This is a genomic window from Carboxylicivirga sp., from assembly GCF_982718395.1.
Window position 1 is genome coordinate 1 of record NZ_CEXQWX010000051.1, and the last position, 15,904, is coordinate 15,904.

The 15,904-nt window shown below is 38.1% G+C and carries 12 protein-coding genes and 1 tRNA gene; 10 read left to right on the forward strand and 3 right to left on the reverse strand.

All coding sequences use genetic code 11. From position 1 onward, the window contains the following. A partial coding sequence (locus tag AC4MRQ_RS11300; RefSeq protein ID WP_491197784.1) for a ribonucleotide reductase barrel domain-containing protein occupies window positions 1–779 on the forward strand: 779 nt, incomplete at its 5' end. A 74-nt stretch (window positions 780–853) separates the two neighbouring features. On the opposite strand, the gene porX is transcribed toward AC4MRQ_RS11300, so the two are convergent. Both porX and porW read right to left on the reverse strand, forming a co-directional pair. Continuing rightward, complete coding sequence (gene porX / locus AC4MRQ_RS11305) at window positions 854–2,413, reverse strand: T9SS response regulator signal transducer PorX (RefSeq protein ID WP_491197785.1); 1,560 nt, start codon at window positions 2,411–2,413, stop codon at window positions 854–856. A 129-nt stretch (window positions 2,414–2,542) separates the two neighbouring features. Further along, on the reverse strand, window positions 2,543–5,950 hold the full coding sequence (gene porW, locus AC4MRQ_RS11310) for a type IX secretion system periplasmic lipoprotein PorW/SprE (protein WP_491197786.1): 3,408 nt from the start codon (window positions 5,948–5,950) through the stop codon (window positions 2,543–2,545). Window positions 5,951–6,194: 244 nt separating this feature from the next. Between porW and AC4MRQ_RS11315 the strand changes: the two genes are divergently transcribed. From AC4MRQ_RS11315 to AC4MRQ_RS11335, 5 genes are all read left to right on the forward strand, one after another. Next, window positions 6,195–7,544 carry a sigma-54-dependent transcriptional regulator gene (locus tag AC4MRQ_RS11315; RefSeq protein WP_491197787.1) on the forward strand — a complete coding sequence of 450 codons (1,350 nt, stop codon included), beginning with the start codon at window positions 6,195–6,197 and terminating at the stop codon, window positions 7,542–7,544. Between the two features lie 12 nt (window positions 7,545–7,556). Then, on the forward strand, window positions 7,557–8,534 hold the full coding sequence (locus AC4MRQ_RS11320) for a transglutaminase domain-containing protein (RefSeq protein WP_491197788.1): 978 nt from the start codon (window positions 7,557–7,559) through the stop codon (window positions 8,532–8,534). A gap of 346 nt (window positions 8,535–8,880) precedes the next feature. Continuing rightward, window positions 8,881–10,263, forward strand: a complete 1,383-nt coding sequence (locus tag AC4MRQ_RS11325) for an alpha-amylase (RefSeq protein ID WP_491197789.1) — start codon at window positions 8,881–8,883, stop codon at window positions 10,261–10,263. Between the two features lie 181 nt (window positions 10,264–10,444). After that, on the forward strand, window positions 10,445–11,968 hold the full coding sequence (gltX, locus tag AC4MRQ_RS11330) for a glutamate--tRNA ligase (protein ID WP_491197790.1): 1,524 nt from the start codon (window positions 10,445–10,447) through the stop codon (window positions 11,966–11,968). Window positions 11,969–12,040: 72 nt separating this feature from the next. After that, a complete protein-coding gene (locus AC4MRQ_RS11335; RefSeq protein WP_491197791.1) occupies window positions 12,041–12,772 on the forward strand; it encodes a sulfotransferase family 2 domain-containing protein in 732 nt (243 codons plus the stop codon). A 63-nt stretch (window positions 12,773–12,835) separates the two neighbouring features. Here the strand turns inward: AC4MRQ_RS11335 and AC4MRQ_RS11340 are convergent, their stop codons facing one another. Continuing rightward, window positions 12,836–14,548: a glutamine--tRNA ligase/YqeY domain fusion protein gene (locus tag AC4MRQ_RS11340; RefSeq protein ID WP_491197792.1), complete on the reverse strand. Its 1,713-nt coding sequence runs from the start codon at window positions 14,546–14,548 to the stop codon at window positions 12,836–12,838. A gap of 155 nt (window positions 14,549–14,703) precedes the next feature. Between AC4MRQ_RS11340 and folB the strand changes: the two genes are divergently transcribed. The 4 genes from folB (at window position 14,704) to AC4MRQ_RS11360 (ending at window position 15,713) form a co-directional block, all read left to right on the forward strand. Continuing rightward, window positions 14,704–15,057, forward strand: coding sequence for a dihydroneopterin aldolase (gene folB, locus AC4MRQ_RS11345; protein WP_491197793.1), 354 nt, complete (start codon window positions 14,704–14,706; stop codon window positions 15,055–15,057). A 1-nt stretch (window position 15,058) separates the two neighbouring features. After that, the gene (locus AC4MRQ_RS11350) at window positions 15,059–15,253 is read left to right on the forward strand and encodes a cysteine-rich CWC family protein (protein ID WP_491197794.1); all 195 of its coding nucleotides are present in this window, start codon (window positions 15,059–15,061) and stop codon (window positions 15,251–15,253) included. 51 nt (window positions 15,254–15,304) lie between these two features. Then, window positions 15,305–15,375, forward strand: a tRNA-Cys gene (locus AC4MRQ_RS11355). Between the two features lie 143 nt (window positions 15,376–15,518). Beyond that, window positions 15,519–15,713 carry a YwbE family protein gene (locus AC4MRQ_RS11360; RefSeq protein WP_491197795.1) on the forward strand — a complete coding sequence of 65 codons (195 nt, stop codon included), beginning with the start codon at window positions 15,519–15,521 and terminating at the stop codon, window positions 15,711–15,713. The last annotated feature ends 191 nt before the right edge of the window (window positions 15,714–15,904 follow it).

A 15,904-nucleotide genomic window follows, 5' to 3' on the forward strand; every position in this document is an offset into this window, starting at 1 on the left:
ATGTTGACTGGTTGAATAAAGTTCGTATGCAAGGCGGTGTTCAAAAGTGGGTAGATCATTCAATAAGTGTAACCATTAACTTGCCGGCTGATGTTTCAGAAGAATTGGTAGGTAAATTGTACGTTGAGGCATGGAAAAGTGGTTGTAAAGGCGTAACTGTTTATAGAGATGGTAGTCGTGCCGGTGTATTAGTGTCTAACAACAAGAAAGAGGAAAACAAGGAGACAGGTTTCCCTAAGAAGCGCCCTCAGGAAGTAGATGCTGATGTTGTACGTTTCCAAAATAATAAGGAAAAATGGATAGCCTTTGTTGGATTAATTGACGGTAAACCTTACGAGATCTTTACAGGTTTATCAGATGATGAAGATGGAATTCTATTACCAAAATCGGTTCAGAATGGTAAAATCATAAAGAATCGGGAAGAAGATGGAACGTCGAGGTATGATTTCCAATTCACCAACAAGCGTGGTTATAAAACAACCATTGAAGGTTTATCTCATAAATTTGATAAGGAATTCTGGAATTATGCAAAGCTGATTTCAGGTGTATTGCGTCATCAAATGCCAATTGAAGGAATTATTGATTTAGTGGCTGGTCTTCAGCTAGATAGTGAGTCGATTAATACCTGGAAGAATGGTGTTGAACGCGCCCTGAAGAAATATATTCCTAATGGTACAAAAGCCAAAAAAGGAAAATGTGAAAACTGTGGTTCTGATGAGTTAATCTATCAAGAAGGATGTTTGATTTGTAAGAGCTGTGGTTCATCAAAGTGTGGTTAATATCTGCCCTATATGTAACCTAATTAAAAAAGAGACATTGTGAAATGTCTCTTTTTAGTTTAATATGGTATGGCTTATAAATTTCGTCCTCTTAAAGTTACACATGGAATAATCATCTCTTCAAGTGAAATGCCTCCATGTTGGAAGGTATCCCGATAATAACTGACATAGTAATTGAAATTATTAGGATAGGCAAAAAAGTCATTATTACATGCAAAGATATAGGCGGTTGAAACATTGTATCTCGGTAACGAGGCCTCACTTGGTTTTAAAACTTCATAAACCTCCTTTGATTTATATGACAGGTTTTTACCTTGTTTGTATCTGAGATTAGTATTAACATTTCTGTCGCCCACTACCTTAACAGGGTTTTGAACTCTGGTTGTGCCATGATCAGTTGTAAGAACGATTCTCACATTTTCACTCTTCAGGCGTTGTAATAATTCCTTCAAAGATGAATGGTTATACCAGGATTGAGTCAACGAGCGATAGGCTGCTTCATCGCGTGCCAGTTCCTTGATCATTTTCACTTCGGTACGTGCGTGCGATAACATATCCACAAAATTGAAGACAATTGCATTGAGATCGTTTTGAAGAAGAAGGTGAAGTTCATCCAGCATATTTTTACCGGCATCACCATCTGATATCTTCCGGTAAGCATAGCTACGCTTCATGCGAAAGCGATCCAATAAGGTGCCCAATAATTCACTTTCATACTTATTTTTACCTTCTTCACTATCATCGTCAACCCAATATTGCGGGAACATTTCTTTTATTTGTGACGGCATCAATCCAGAGAAAATGGAGTTACGGGCATATTGCGTCGCTGTTGGTAGAATACTAAAATAAGGGTTCTCATCTTCAACCAAATAATCTGTTGCAATGGCTTTTTTTAATATTTCCCACTGATCGTACCTGAAATTATCAATAACAATAAAGAATACTTTCTGCCCTTCTTTTAATAAAGGCAGTACTTTCTCTTTTGCCAGATTATTGGACATTAATGGTGCATCATCCGGCTTATTAAGCCACGATAAATAATTACGTTTAATAAACTTGGTAAAGGTTTGAGTAGCTTCATTTTTTTGCATACTCAGCACTTCATCCATAGTTCCATCACCTTGCTCGAGTTCAAGCTCCCAATAAATGAGTTTTTTGTAAACATCCACCCAGTCTTCGTGCGAGAAAGAATCGTTGATCTTCAAGGCAATTTGTCCAAATTGGGATTGATAACCAGATGTGGTTGTCTTGGTGACCAAATCCTTCTTGTCAAGGTGTTTTTTTATTGACAGTAGAATCTGCCTGGGGTTAACCGGCTTGATCAGATAATCAGCAATTTGATTGCCAATAGCCTGATCCATTATATCCTCTTCTTCACTTTTGGTAATCATGATCACTGGTACTTCGCTGCGTAGTTCTTTTAGTTGAGTGAGGGTTTCCAGGCCAGTAATACCAGGCATATTCTCATCGAGGAAAATAAGATCGAAAAAGGAAGACTTCACCATTTCTAAAGCGTCATAACCATTAGTGGCAGTATCAACATGATAGCCTTTTTCCTTTAAAAAGAGAATGTGTGCTCTGAGGAGTTCTATTTCATCGTCGACCCATAGGATCTTTATTTTACTATCTGTCATATTACGACTTTATTAAACCGTGTTAATTGATACCGGCAGGCTTACCTTTTTAGCAAATACTGCACCAAATTATAAATTTGCTAAACGAATTTGAGCAACAAGTCTGCAGTTATACTTTAGCTTTATAAGTTACTGATTCGACTTGAAAAATGTATTATATTCTTCCAGATCCTCGGTTTCTTTGAGTGTTTTAAAGTTACTTTCAGAAATGCTCCAGATATAGTGTTCCTTTCTGCTATAATCCCTTGTAAGGTATTGGTACTTATCAAGACTATTGATATAATCTTTGGCTTCTTTACCGTTCTTAAATCCATCAATCTGAACCATGCGATAGGATGTTGCAAACTCAAGTAATTGAACTTTGTAATCAGTACCTAAATTGTTTCTTGTATGTGAAGCAAAATTCCTTTGAACTTTATTAAAATCAAGTCGTGTTTTACGAATGATAACAATCACATGGTGTGCTTCTTCGTCACTTACTTTATAAATAGACTCGGGCTCAGGAATAACTGTTTCCTCTTCCACAATTAGCTCATTCGTTTCTTCAGATATTTTTTTGTCCTCAGCAGGAGGCATAATCTCTTCAGATTTCGTTTCTGTGGTCACACCTTCTTTCTGTTCGTTAACATTAACTTTAGTATTGCTCGATTCAGCTTCTTCCTTCTTTTCTTTTTCAGGTTCTATATTTTGTGATTCCTGTTCAGTTTTAGATACCGGATCAGGTGTTTCTTCTTGTGTTTGTTCAATTACTTCTTCTTTCTCTTCTTTTGGTGTAATCTTCTCAACCTCTTTTCTGTCGGCATGTTGTAGATAATATTTGTCAAAGAAGCTGATGTAATCAGTAACCAAACCGGATAAATAAAACTTGCTGTTATTACTTTCTGATAAGGCAACAATGTTTTTGTCTAAACGCTCGAAGTTAAAGAACTGTGGATTCTCCCTTAAACCATAGAAGTAATCCATCACCTCAACCCGATTGCCAAAACCACTAACAATGAGTGCTGCAGATCCATCCAGAAGACGTTTTTCTGATATCTCGAAATCATGAAGCAGGTATCGTGAGAAATTGTAGTCGGCCACATTGTATATAGCTCTGTTAATATCACTCTCGTTTATGCCCATCACAATCAGCTCATACGCTTCATTTTCAACAAAAACAAAACCGGCTTGTTGTTCAGGAGCTACGATAGATGTATCAGAGGGTGCAGCAACATCTTTTATACCAGGTGACGAAGCAAATAGTGTTCCTTGAACAGGAGCTTTACCGTCTTCAAGGTGTTTGAGAAGCGCCTGAGCTAATGCTGCTTCTTCGCTCTCACCATCATTTTCAATAATACTGTTTAAATCGCTTTTAAAGAAGTCTGTATTGCCTGATTTACCAAATGATAAACCTCTCAGGAGAAGGTACTTATTTATGAGCTGACTCGTTTCTTCAGCATTGGTAATAGCCTTTTCGCTGTTGTTGATGACTTCGTCAAAGCGACCAAACAAGAATGCTTCGTAGGTTTTTTCATATGCTAGAGCTTCTTCCTGTTTGGCTTTTTGAATCTTATTAAGAAATTCAGGGTCGTTAAGGTATGCAACAAATCGGTGATCAGGATATTCAGCTTCAATCTTTTTCTGAGTTAACATCATACCATTCTCATCACCATTTAATCGATATGCATTATATAATGCGATAAGAGCTTCATCACGAGATTCGGCCTTTGGGTAACGGCTTAGTAAGCTTTCTAATGCTTCAATTGCTTTTGGATAGTTTTCGAGACGATCCATAAAAACAAATCCCTGTTCGAGCAGAGCATCTTCAATTGCTTTATCCGAAGCTAGTCGGTCCTCATCGCTCAGAGGTATATCGGCCAATAATTGCTCTCTTGTAGGAATTGCAACTGAAGTATTAGTGTCTGCGACATTAGAATCAGTTTCTGTTTGCTGATCTTTGTCCGCAGGAGTTTGTTCAAATGGATTATCAGGCATGTCGAACGGATCATCCTGACTTTCCTCAGTTGATATTTTGCCTTTATCTTTCCTTCGCCAGTTATCTTCCAGTTTACGCTTGCCCCATCGTTTCTCAAACTCTAATTTTCCCATTCCCATGGAAGTCTGGTTGTAGAAATACCACTTACCACTCTGTCCAAAGTTGTTTGAACCACTTGTGCTTTGATAGAAAAAGGCATCACTCAAACTTTCTTCTTCCTGAAGTTTTTGAAGGCGTTCCTGCTCGGCCTCTTTGGCAGCAATAATTTCATCAAGGTAGGCATAAAGCACCGGTTCACTCATATCAGCCAATCGTTGAAGACTGTCTTCTCTTTCAACCGTTAATAAATGATCTACTAAGCCGCCTAAGCCATAGTGGCGCTCCTTCAACTCGTCAATTTTCTCGTAGTCTTCATTAATTACCGTAAGGGCACTGTCATAATAAAAGTAGGCATTGGCATAATCCATATGTGAGTAGTATATCTCACCTGTTTCACGATACGACAAACCTTTTTGGTTTTTATTATCAATACTGGCATTAATTGATTTCTTGAAATAAGACAGAGCTTCACTCTCGTTATGCTCCTGTAATGCTACCCGCCCGAAGGCATAATAAATCCGATCGAGATAATCACTGTTCTTTTTGTCTTTTCGCAATTTATGCAGTTGTTTCTTTACCTCCTCAATATCTGCGTTGGCATAGACGATAGATGCCTGATTAACTTTAGCATTAAAAGTCATTTCATAATCTGCACTGGCTTTGGCAACGTAAGCAAAAGCCAGTGCAGCTTCTTCTCTTTGGTCATTGAGTAGGTACAATTGCCCCAGAACATAAGAATACCTTAGACGCTTGTGTTTATTTTGTTCGTCTTCAAGTGCATTGTTCAGATAGGGTATTGCTTCAATGTATTTTTCCTGTACCATTAATAGATTGGCGTAGACTGCCATGTAATCTGGGTATAACTCAATCGGCGCATTACCTCCCAAATCATAACTTTCCAATGCTGCCATGGCACCAATGTAATCGCCTCTGTCAGTATATGCCCGCGCTTGCCAAATAAGTGCTTCATACATGGTTTCATCGTTAGGAAAATCGCGCACAACCCGTTGAAGTGTTCTAATAGCTAATGATTGCTCATGTTTGTAGACCTGAGCTTTACCAATTAATACATAGGCATCATCCACCCAGGCATTAAACTCTTTTTTGCTGTAAAATTCAGCTGCATACTGATTCTTCCGTGATCGTTTCTTAGGTTTGGCTGTGATCGAATGTTTTTTAATCAGTTTTTGACCTTTTTCAATGGCTCGGTCCATATCTCCGCTTGCAACAGAAGCGGCGTCAGGATCTGAAGATTCGAATAGCGGTAAAATATTTGAGTAATCATTTTGGTATCCCTCTATAATGACTTTATCTCCATTTTTGAAAGCTTCCTTGCCGTTGTAATAAACATTGTAGTAGGCAGTAAGGTTATGGTAGTTTCGGCTTAACCATGTGTTCTTCTTGGTGCTGCAACCCCAAATTGAAAACAGGATAAGTATAATGCTAAGTTTTCTAAGAAACATCAATTCTTTGCGACTTTAGGTATATTGTTAAAATCAACTCTTTGAAACAAACGCTCAAATGCGATTCTTTATTTCAAAAATAATAGCTTTTGTCTAAGTATTACCTTTTTAAGTAACTAAACTCTTATTTGGCAAAAATATTTCATTAATCTCCAAAAATAGCCCGTGGGAGCAAAAACAATTTTTAAATTTACGAAATATCAAAACTAACTGCCCTTGCTAGTAATTGACGAACTGTGAGTTTATGAGAATTAGTATTATTGAGGATGACCGGGTTTTTAATAAATTAATTGAGCACACCTTAAAGCTGAATCCTGATTATGAGGTGTCTACTTATTTTAATGGGAAGGATTTTATTAAAAATCTTGGTGAGAGCCCTGATGTTGTGACGCTTGATTTGGGTTTGCCGGATTTTACCGGAAATGAGATTCTGAAAAAAATAAAGAAGTTCAATCCGGATATTGATGTTATAATCATTTCCGGGCAGGATGATATTTCAACAGCTGTTCAGTTACTGAAAGAGGGTGCTTACGATTATATCACCAAGGATGAGAATATCAAAGAACGCCTGTTACACGCCATAAACAATATAAAAACCAATCAATCGCTTAAGAATGAAATTACCCAGCTTAAAAGCGAGATTGGAAATAAATACGATTATAAAAATGCGATTATTGGTGATAGCCAGGCCATTAAAGCTGTTTATGCACTGATTGATAAAGCTGTTAATGTACCTAATATTAACGTATCTGTTTATGGAGAAACGGGTACAGGTAAGGAGTTGATAGCCAAAACTATTCATTATAATTCACCTCGTAAGGATAAGCCTTTTATCGCTGTAAATATGGGTGCAATTCCACGTGAACTGATCGAGAGTGAATTGTTTGGGCATGAAAAAGGTGCTTTTACGGGCGCTATCAATACAAAAAAAGGAAAGTTTGAGGAAGCTGATGGTGGAACGGTTTTTCTGGATGAGATAGGAGAAATGGATTTTAACCTTCAGGTAAAATTGCTGCGTGTATTACAGGAACGTGAGATAACACGTGTGGGAGGAAATGCTGTTATAAAGATTAATACGCGAATTATTACAGCCACTAATAAAGATCTGGCGGAAGAATCTCGAAATGGTAATTTCCGTGAAGATTTGTACTATCGCCTTCTGGGCTTACCGATTCATTTACCTGCCTTAAAGGATCGGAATAAGGATGTGCTCTTACTGAGTAGCTTCTTTTTGAGAACCTTTTGTAAGGAAAATGGATTGAAAAAGATTGATCTGACTCCGAAAGCAAAGAAAAAACTATTGAGTTATAATTTCCCTGGTAATGTGCGAGAGTTAAAAGCAGTAGTTGAGTTGGGAGCTGTTTTAACGAATAATAATGTTATTGACGACGAACACATAGTGTTTAGTTCTACGCAAGGCGAAATGGAAATGTTCGGGCGGGAGATGACTCTCAAAGAATACACTGAATCTATCATTCGTCATTTTCTTAAGAAGTACAACAATAATGTACTAAAGGTAGCGGCAAAACTGGATATCGGAAAATCTACTATCTATAACCTGATTAAAAGAGACAAAGAAGCGGAGTTGAATTAGTGAAGTTGAAATATGAGAAAATTAGGGTTGTGTTGTTTACTTTTCTTAGTTGGCCATTTTCTGGTTGCACAGATTAGTCAGGATGTATTAGGTAAAGTGGGTGCTTATCCTGCTAGCTTTAGATTATATGAGGATCTTAGTAATCGGGTGATTACAGATTTTGATAATGACTACGATCGGGCAGCAGCCATTTATGTTTGGATGGCTCACAATATAAAATATGATGCAAAGGCATTTTTTTCTGGTCGGGTAATTCGATCAGCAAGATTTTCTTATAGAAATGAAGCTGAGAAAATTCAAAAAGAATTGGCTTTGAAGAAGGAGTTGGCTTTAGACGCTTTGAAAAGGAAGAAAGCTGTTTGTCAGGGCTATTCTGAATTATACAGATTGCTATGTGAAGCTTGTGGTATTGAATGCTCAGTTGTTAGCGGATACTCCAGAACAAGCATCAACGATATTGGTAGAGTCCGCCCGAAAGCTGATCATGCCTGGAATGTTATTCGCCTGAATAATCAATGGTTATTTGTTGATGTAACATGGGGCGCAGGTCATGTTAACTACCAGACGAAACAATTTGTGGCTGCATTTACTCCATCATATTTTGCTGTCGAACCAGATGTTTTTACATATAATCACTTCCCAGAAGAGCCGAAATGGAATTTTACCAATCTCACTCTGAAGACTTTCTCAGAACAACCACTCGTTTATCATTCCTTTTTTGGAAAGGGATTTGAACTGATCAACCCCAAATACGGAATTATAAAAAAGATTCGTAAAGGCCGCATTAATATTGAATTAAAAGGCAATGGTAATTCAAAGCATGGTTTTAATTATGCTTTTAGAGACATGAAATATATGCAGGACGTTGAGGTTCATAATAAAGGGCAGCATTTAATTTTATCCATTAATCCTGAAAACCGACGGTCTGCGTATCTCGATATTATTATTGATGGCGAAACGGTTATGACTTATCAATTGAAATTAAGATAAGTACCTCAAATTTTTTATTGATTATCTTCTTTATTATTCTTAATACTCCATATTTTTTGTATAAAGAGTGATTTTTAAGTGAATTAACATTTCACAAAACATGTTATATAGCATGTTTTATGCGATAAAATCATTGCAATCGTTACCGCAATCGTTACCGCAATCGATTGAAAGAATTGGAGTTTGTAAAGTGTAGTCATTCAGTATAATATGTTTCTTTTTTAAGAACTTGTTCATAATTTTATCTCGATCAAAAAGTACTTCGAAGTCGATTTTAAAACTAACTTAATCTTTACTTTCCTTTCAGAGGTAAGCTTCATGCTTATGTGTAATTAAATCGAGTAAAATGAAAAAAAGACTATTTTATTTGCAGCCATTATTTGTTGCTGTGTTTGCCATCTCCTTCTTTTTTGTTGGTTGTACAGCCGATCCGATTATTGAAGAACCCCATCAACAGATTGAACAAAGTGCAAGCAATGCTGGCCTCAAAGCCGCCAGTAATGCTAGTGTGATGATGCAAGGATTTTATTGGGATGTACCTGATGGTGGTAACTGGTGGAACACACTTAGTACTAAAGTAGATGAGTGGAGCTCTGCTGGTTTTAATGCTGTTTGGTTACCGCCGGCATCCAAAGCAATGAATGGACCATACTCAATGGGTTATGACCCTTTTGATTATTTCGATTTTGGTGAATATGATCAAATGGGTTCTGTTGAAACCCGCTTTGGATCAAAAAGCGAATTGCAAAACCTGATTAGTAAAGCACATCAGAATGGCATCCAGGTTTATGCAGATATTGTAATTAATCACAATAGTGGAGGTGCCTCCGAAGCTAACCCATATACCAATTCAAATACATGGACAGATTTTGATCCGGCATCGGGTTTGTTTTACCGCAGTGCCAGTGATTTTCATCCAAACCACATTGATCAGAATGACACAGGGACATTTGGCGAATTTCCTGATCTGTGCCATCATAGCACTTATGTCCAGGATTGGCTTTGGAATAACTCAAATTCTATTGCCAAATATTATAAGAATGTAATGGGATTCGATGGCTGGCGATTCGACTATGTTAAAGGTTTTGAGCCTTGGGTTGTGCGTGAATGGAACAATGCAGTTGGTGGATTCTCGGTTGGTGAATTGTGGGATGCAAACGTTGACTATTTAAATTGGTGGGCTAATGAGGCTAATTCATCAGTTTTTGACTTTGCCTGCTATTACGCAATGAACGATGCATTTGACGGTAACGATCTGACCAAACTTTACAATGATATGATGTGGAAGCGAAACGCATTTAAGGCTGTCACTTTTGTAACCAACCATGATACAGATGAGATTTGGAATAAAATGTTGGCTTATGCTTATATTCTGACTCACGAAGGTTATCCTTGTGTATTCTATCGCGATTATGAGGAATGGTTAAATAAAGATCGAATGAATAATCTGATCTGGATTCATAATAACCTGGCAGCTGGTTCAACCGATATCCTCTATGCAGATAACGATGAATACGTTGCCCGACGTAATGGTTATAACAATGCCGGATTAGTAGTGTATATTAACAATGCGGATTACTGGCAGGAAAGATGGGTCGAAACCAATTGGTCGAACACACGAATTAAAGACTATACTGGTCATTCAAATTGGGAACCCGTTACTCAAGGCGGGAAATGGGTGAAAATTCAGGTACCACCCAAAAGCTATTCAGTTTGGTCGGTTAAGTAATGCAATTCTGATGTTAATATGAACGTACATCGAGGCTATCTTAATAAGGTAGCCTCGTTTTATTTCATTAGAAAAGAGAGAAATGTTAATTGGGGCACCAGGTTTAATGTTGTGAAAATGCACGTAAAAATTTCTAATGCATATTTCGGGTTTAAACTTATCTTTGCAAAAAAAACAACATATGACAACTCGTAAAGTACGTGTGCGCTTTGCGCCAAGTCCGACCGGACCCTTGCATATAGGTGGTGTTCGTACCGCTTTGTTCAATTATTTATTTGCTAAAAAGCATGGTGGCGATTTTATTCTTCGCATCGAAGATACTGATTCAACCCGCTTTGTTGAGGGAGCCGAAGAATATATCAACGAAAGCATGAAATGGTTAGGCATGACAATTGATGAAGGAGTGAAGCAAGGTGGAGAATATGGGCCATACAAGCAAAGCGAGCGTCGCGAGATATATAAGAAATACGCTGATCAATTAGTTGAAACAGGCTGGGCTTACTACGCTTTTGATACGCCTGATGAGCTGGATGCTTTAAGAGCGCAAGCAGAAGCGGAGAAAAAGACTTTTGCTTACGACATGCATACGCGTCAAGGTTTGAAAAACTCTTTGTCATTATCAGAAGATGAGATAAAGCAGCGTATGGAAGCCGGTGAGCCATGGGTAATCCGTTTTAAGATGCCGGAAAATACAGATGTGCAAACCAACGATATGGTTCGGGGATCGGTTACTTTCAATACTAATACTCTTGATGATAAAGTGCTTTATAAAAGTGCCGATCAGTTGCCGACTTATCATCTGGCCAATATTGTAGATGATCACTTGATGGAAATCTCACATGTAATCCGTGGCGAAGAGTGGTTGCCATCGGTACCCTTGCACATCATGTTGTACCGAGCCTTAAATTGGGAAGAAACTATGCCGCAGTTTGCGCACTTGCCATTGATATTAAAGCCTACCGGTAAAGGTAAGCTATCAAAGCGTGATGGTGATAAAGGTGGTTTCCCAGTATTTCCGTTGAACTGGCAGTTAGAAGATGGTGTTGCTGCTGGTTATCGCGAGAGTGGTTATTTTCCGGAAGCAGTTGTAAACCTGTTGGCGTTATTAGGATGGAATCCGGGCACTGATCAGGAGTTATTTACAATGGATGAATTGATTGAATTATTCTCAATTGAGCGTGTAAATAAATCAGGAGCTCGTTTTGATCCGGATAAAGCTAAGTGGTTTAATCAGCAACACCTGGTTCATAAAAATGACAAGGAACTAGCTAGTTTATTCCAGAAGGATTTAAAATTAAAAGGACACGATACACGTAATGGTTTTGTGCAGGAAGTGGTTGCTCTGGTTAAGGAGCGTGTTAATTTCGTGAGTGAATTATGGGAACAAAGTTCATTCTTCTTTGAAGCACCAACTAATTACGACCCTAAAGTGGTGAAGAAACGATGGAAAGGAGATGTGCCTGCATTTATGTCAGAGTTAACGGCAGAACTGGAGAAAGTTGAAAACTGGAAAGCTGATGATATAAAAGCAGCTATTTCCGCGCAGATTGAAGTCAAAGGTCTTGGCTTTGGTTTGGTAATGAATGCCTTTCGTCTGGCCTTGGTGGGAGGTGGTTTTGGTCCCGACCTGATGACCATTGCTGAGATGATTGGCAGAGAAGAAACCATTAAGCGAGTACAAGCTGCAGTTGAGAATATAGCTTAGAATTTAAGCAATAACATTATAGCTGTTTGATGATACAATTTGTGTAATATTGTATTTCAAACAGCTTTTTTTATGTCTGAAAATGAAAGAGGAAGATGGTCGCTGCCAGAGATAGCCAATAAAATAAAAAGACGCACTGGTTATTATAAAAGACAGTATTTAAAGAAGCATCCTGATGTTAAGAACGCAATATTTCTTTGGATTCCTAAAAATGGGGGGACCAGCATGTATAATGCTTTAAAACCATTGGGGATGCAGTATCTGACAAATGAAGCTGCCTTACGCTTTTATTTCCCCAATAAAGGTATGGTGTCTTTTGGTCCGTTAAGCTATTCATATTTGTTAGATTCAAACCAAGTTACTCATTCCTTTCATCATTCAGCATATAAGTTTGCAATCACACGTAATCCATTTGATCGCGCTGTTTCATCATACTTCTATTTTAAAAAGAATAAATGGATTAATCCTAAAATGGACTTTAACGAGTTTACAATGCACATTGAAAAAATCGACTTTGATAAAGTTGTATCAACCTATAATACTTACGAAGGCTATTTGTTCCCGCAGTTTTGTTACATATCTCATAATAATCATATCTGCGTTGACTTCTTAGCACGTCTTGAAACAATTCATCAAGATGTAGAGGTAATTAAAAAGAAACTTGATCTTGATTTTGCTTTTCCTCATATGAATTCAACAGTTCATGAAAGCTTTGAAAATTTTTATTGTTCAGAAAGTAAGAGGCGTATACAGAATGTGTATGAGAAGGATTTTAAGAGTTTTGATTATTCAATAGACTTTTAACAAAAAATCCCACTTCTGATGGAAACGGGATTTCTTTTTAAGTTTTGACTATTATTCTTGTGTCTACTTTTTCTTCTTCGCCCACGAATCTTTCAATGTTACAGTGCGGTTGAATACCACATTATCCTCGGTAGAATCCTTGTCTATGCAGAAATAGCCCAATCGCTGGAACTGGTATCGCTCGATGTTGTCATCAAACTTCGCTCCGGCATCTTTATAGTTTGGCTCAATATAAGCAGTGTTGATTACCGATAGTGAGTTGGGGTTTAAGAATTCAAGGAATTCTTTGTCTTTATGTCCATCTGGAGCTTCGTCCATAAACAAGCGGTCGTATTGCTTTACCTGTATGGTTTTAGCATGCTCGATGCTTACCCAATGAAGCGTTCCTTTTACTTTACGGTTACTGCCTTCCATACCACTTTTGGTATCTGGATCGTAGGTGCAGTATATTTCACTGATCTCACCGTTTTCATCCTTTTTGATATCTTCACATTTAACGATGTAGGCATTCTTAAGGCGTACCTCACGACCAACATCCATACGAAAGAATTTGCGAGGTGCATTTTCCATAAAGTCATCGCGCTCGATGTATATTTCACGACTGAAAGGTAGTTGACGCGAACCCATGCTTTCATCTTCAGGGTTGTTGATGGCGTCCATCCATTCTACTTGGCCTTCCGGGTAGTTAGTAATAATCACTTTAACTGGGTTAAGAACAGCATAAACACGTGGTGCACGTTTATTTAGATCTTCACGGATACAATGTTCCAATAAAGCCACATCAATCACATTCTCACGTTTCGCCACGCCAATCTGGTCGGCAAACTTACGAATAGACTCCGGCGTATAGCCTCTGCGACGGTATCCCGAAACTGTTGGCATTCGCGGATCATCCCATCCTGCTACGTAATTTTCGTTCACCAATTGAAGCAACTTGCGCTTGCTCATTACAGTGTAATTCAGATTCAAGCGTGCAAATTCAATTTGTCGAGGACGCGCTTGTTCCTTCAATTCCGGCTGAAACTCCAATATTTGCTCCAGGAACCAGTTGTATAACGGACGGTGTACTTCAAATTCAAGTGTGCATATCGAATGAGTAATGCCTTCCACAAAATCACCCTGTCCATGCGCATAATCATACATGGGATAGATGCACCATTCGTCACCTGTGCGATGGTGATGAGCATGAATGATACGATACATCAACGGATCACGCATGTGCATGTTTGATGATGCCATATCAATTTTAGCTCTAAGTACACGTTCGCCATTTTGGAATTCACCCTTACGCATGCGCTCAAATAAGTCAAGATTCTCATCTATACTGCGGTTTCTGAATGGACTTTCCAGTCCTGGTGTCGTAGGTGTTCCTTTTTGTGAAGCTATCTCTTCTGCACTTTGATCATCTACATAGGCTTTACCGTTTTTGATAAAAAGGACAGCCCATTGGTATAGTTGCTCGAAATAGTCTGATGTGAACTTAGGATCATCATTCCACTGAAATCCCAGCCAGTTGACATCTTCTTTAATCGAGTCTACATATTCAGTATCTTCTTTGGTTGGATTGGTATCGTCAAAACGCAGGTTGGTGCCACCTTGGTAGTGTTTACCAAGCCCAAAGTTCAGGCAAATAGATTTAGCATGGCCAATATGCAGATAACCATTGGGCTCAGGGGGGAAGCGAGTTAGTACCGCTCCTCCGTTTTTATTTTCACTTAAATCTTTATCAATCTCCTGATGAATGAAATTCGTTTTCGGCGTTTCGTTCAATTCCATCTGCTATCGTATTTTGTCTTATAATCTTATTTCCAATTGTTGGATGTGTTAACATCAGGCACAAAAGTAATTGTTTTTCGACTTAAAAATCTGATGATTCAGTGATAAAAGGTTATTTTCGCCAAAAAATTAAATCAACGAAGGAGGAGATGTAAATGATAGGAGTAATTGAACTGGAAGAAATGGAATTTTATGCTTATCATGGCTGCTTTAAAGAAGAGCAGGTTGTTGGTAATCGTTTTTTGGTTAAGGTAACTTTAGAGACAGACTGCACCATTCCTGCAAAAACAGATAGTATCAATGATGCCTTGAATTATGTCACCGTTTATGAGATTGTTCGTGAGCAGATAATGCAAAATTCACATTTGCTGGAACACTTAAACAAGCGTATTATTGATGCGATCTATGAGCGTTTTCCTCAATTGCAGAAAGCCACAGTTAAAGTGTCGAAGATGAACCCACCTATGGGAGGACAGATGAAATGCGTGAGTGTAACATTTAGCAGATAACATGGAAGAGACGGGTATTACTCCAAAAGTGTGTCCACGATGCGGAAAAGAATTTAAATGCTATCGTAGTTCAAAGATGAAGTGTTGGTGTGAAGATTTTTCAGTAAAATCAGAAAACCTTAAAGTGTTGGCAGAGAAATACAATAATTGTCTTTGCCCTGGTTGCCTAAGTATTTATGGCGAAAAGACGAAATAAAAATTTGCTCAGAAAATAATTTATTGCTTATTTTGCAACCCGAAACACAACGGTTCCTTGGCCGAGTGGCTAGGCACTGGTCTGCAAAACCAGCTACGGCGGTTCGAGTCCGCCAGGAACCTCAAAACTCCCGATTTTCGAAAGAAGGTCGGGAGTTTTTCGTTATATGTAAGAGTGCAAGCATTGGCTTGTGATCTTTGTTGTCTAAACCTAACTCTGGATGAATAATTTATCTAAAACCAAATAATTTTAACAAGTCGAAAAAATGGATGGCAGAGAGAGACGAAACATCAAAAAGGGAAGTAAAGTAGCGATTCTTCAAAAGCAAGATGAGCGATCTGGAAACTTAACTCATGGGGTTGTTCAGGATATACTTGATGATGTATCATTTCACTTGAAGGGAATTGAATGTCGGCTAAAGACCGGTCAGATAGGCAGAGTGAAGATGGTTAAGCTATGATGCTTATTAAAACGAGAAACGGGAGAGGATGACATTTATGTTATCCTCTTTGTGTAAATAGATATGCGATATTGGATTCGATTTTGTCGGCTGTTTGATTAAATACAAAATCATTTAAAACAAAAAAGCACCAAAGAAATTAATCTTCAGTGCTTTGTTTGATTTTAATAGTAGCGGGGGCCCGACTCGAA

Excerpts from the sequence above, each read along its gene's own strand:
- porX (WP_491197785.1), bottom strand. The coding sequence starts at position 2,413 with ATGACAGATAGTAAAATAAAGATCCTATGGGTCGACGATGAAATAGAA.
- porW (WP_491197786.1), bottom strand. The coding sequence starts at position 5,950 with ATGTTTCTTAGAAAACTTAGCATTATACTTATCCTGTTTTCAATTTGG.
- AC4MRQ_RS11315 (WP_491197787.1), top strand. The coding sequence starts at position 6,195 with ATGAGAATTAGTATTATTGAGGATGACCGGGTTTTTAATAAATTAATT.
- AC4MRQ_RS11320 (WP_491197788.1), top strand. The coding sequence starts at position 7,557 with ATGAGAAAATTAGGGTTGTGTTGTTTACTTTTCTTAGTTGGCCATTTT.
- AC4MRQ_RS11325 (WP_491197789.1), top strand. The coding sequence starts at position 8,881 with ATGAAAAAAAGACTATTTTATTTGCAGCCATTATTTGTTGCTGTGTTT.
- gltX (WP_491197790.1), top strand. The coding sequence starts at position 10,445 with ATGACAACTCGTAAAGTACGTGTGCGCTTTGCGCCAAGTCCGACCGGA.
- AC4MRQ_RS11335 (WP_491197791.1), top strand. The coding sequence starts at position 12,041 with ATGTCTGAAAATGAAAGAGGAAGATGGTCGCTGCCAGAGATAGCCAAT.
- AC4MRQ_RS11340 (WP_491197792.1), bottom strand. The coding sequence starts at position 14,548 with ATGGAATTGAACGAAACGCCGAAAACGAATTTCATTCATCAGGAGATT.
- folB (WP_491197793.1), top strand. The coding sequence starts at position 14,704 with ATGATAGGAGTAATTGAACTGGAAGAAATGGAATTTTATGCTTATCAT.
- AC4MRQ_RS11350 (WP_491197794.1), top strand. The coding sequence starts at position 15,059 with ATGGAAGAGACGGGTATTACTCCAAAAGTGTGTCCACGATGCGGAAAA.
- AC4MRQ_RS11360 (WP_491197795.1), top strand. The coding sequence starts at position 15,519 with ATGGATGGCAGAGAGAGACGAAACATCAAAAAGGGAAGTAAAGTAGCG.